General features: G+C 67.7%; 1 protein-coding gene. It reads right to left on the bottom strand.

Going from position 1 to position 1,476, the window contains the following annotated elements:
• On the bottom strand, nt 1–1,089 hold a 1,089-nt coding region (locus tag FOE67_RS25535), incomplete at its 3' end, for a glycoside hydrolase family 10 protein (protein WP_182667183.1).
• Between the last annotated feature and the right edge of the window lie 387 nt (nt 1,090–1,476).

Raw genomic sequence — 1,476 nt, 5'->3', positions numbered from 1 at the left:
CCCGCCGCCCGTGCCGCCGCCGGTCCCGCCCCCGTTGGAGGAGCCGCCCAGCGTCGCGAGCACCGCGTCGTAGGCGGGCTTCTTGTTGTAGTTGCCGTCGAACAGCAGCGGGGTGCCGCTGCTGCGCCAGGAGTACTTGTCCGTCACGCCCCACACCGTGATGCCGGTGCAACGGGAGACGTTCAGGCACGCCTGGATCACGCGCCGGTAGTCGTTGGCCTGGGCGGTGCCGGAGCCCTCGATGTCCAGCTCGGTGATCTGCACCTCCACGCCGAGGTCGGCGAAGCGCTGGAGGTTGGCCTGGTAGTCGTTGGGCACCGGGGACTGGGGGTTGAAGTGCGACTGGAAACCGACGCAGTCGATGGGCACGCCGCGCTGCTTGAGGTCACGGACCAGGTTGTAGACCGCGTCGCTCTTGGCGTTGCGACCGTCGGTGTTGTAGTCGTTGTAGCAGAGCTTGGCGTTGGGGTCGGCCGCCCGCGCCATGCGGAAGGACTCCTCGATGTACCCGTTGCCCAGCACCCGCTGGAAGACCGAGTTGCGTCGGGCGCCGCTGCTGCCGTCCTGGAACGCCTCGTTGACCACGTCCCAGGAGTGCACCTGACCGCGGTAGCGGCCCATCACGGTCTCGATGTGGGTGCGCATCACCGTGCGCAGCTCGGTGGCGTTGTTGATGTTGTCGACCCACCCCGGCAGCTGGGAGTGCCACACCAGTGTGTGCCCGCGCAGCGACATGCCCCGGCTGCGGGCGTGGTTGGCGATCCGGTCCGCCTCGGTGAAGGTGAAGTTGCCGCGGGTGCGCTGCAGCGACTCCCACTTCATCTCGTTCTCGGCGGTGATGCTGTTGAACTCGCGGTTGAGCGTGTTCACGTAGTCCGACTCGCCGAGCCGGTTGTTGGCAACGGCGGCGCCGAAGTACCGACCCTTCTCGGCCGCCGCGGCCCCCAGGGTCGAGGCCGCGTTGGCGGTTCCGGACATCGACACGAGGCCGGCGGAGACCAGGATGCCCACGGCGCCGACGGTGACGGCGCGTCGCAGACGGGTCCGCAGGCGGGACCGCCCGGGGGACCGGGGTGTTTCGTCGTTCATTGTTGTCCCTTCTGGTGAACCGGCCGGGGCGTCCCGCCGCCCCGGCCGGATGGTGTCACCGGAACCGTGGGGACGGCCGGGTGCGCGGCGGCATCCCCACGGAACGCGGGTGGTGCGGCTCCCGTGACCTCCGGTGACGAACGCTCAGAAGTTTCCGCCCAGCCCCCGAAAGCGTCAACGAATGTTTCCGGAAAACTTCCGGACAATAATCTCCGAAAAACAACGGTCGAACCCCGAACCAACAGCGCCTTTCCCCGTGAGGCGAGTGAGGGTGTGTGTGTTCACCTCTTGAAGGGAGAAGGTTTCACTGATTCTTTCGAAAATTTTCCGAAACCAACTCCGCCGAGGGCCACCCGGCCGGCGTGCGGGGCACCTCCCGACCCGCCC

Origin of the sequence: Streptomyces calidiresistens (assembly GCF_014141525.1) — a bacterium.
Classification (GTDB): domain Bacteria; phylum Actinomycetota; class Actinomycetes; order Streptomycetales; family Streptomycetaceae; genus Streptomyces; species Streptomyces calidiresistens.
This window is presented reverse-complemented; position numbering and strand designations above follow the sequence as displayed.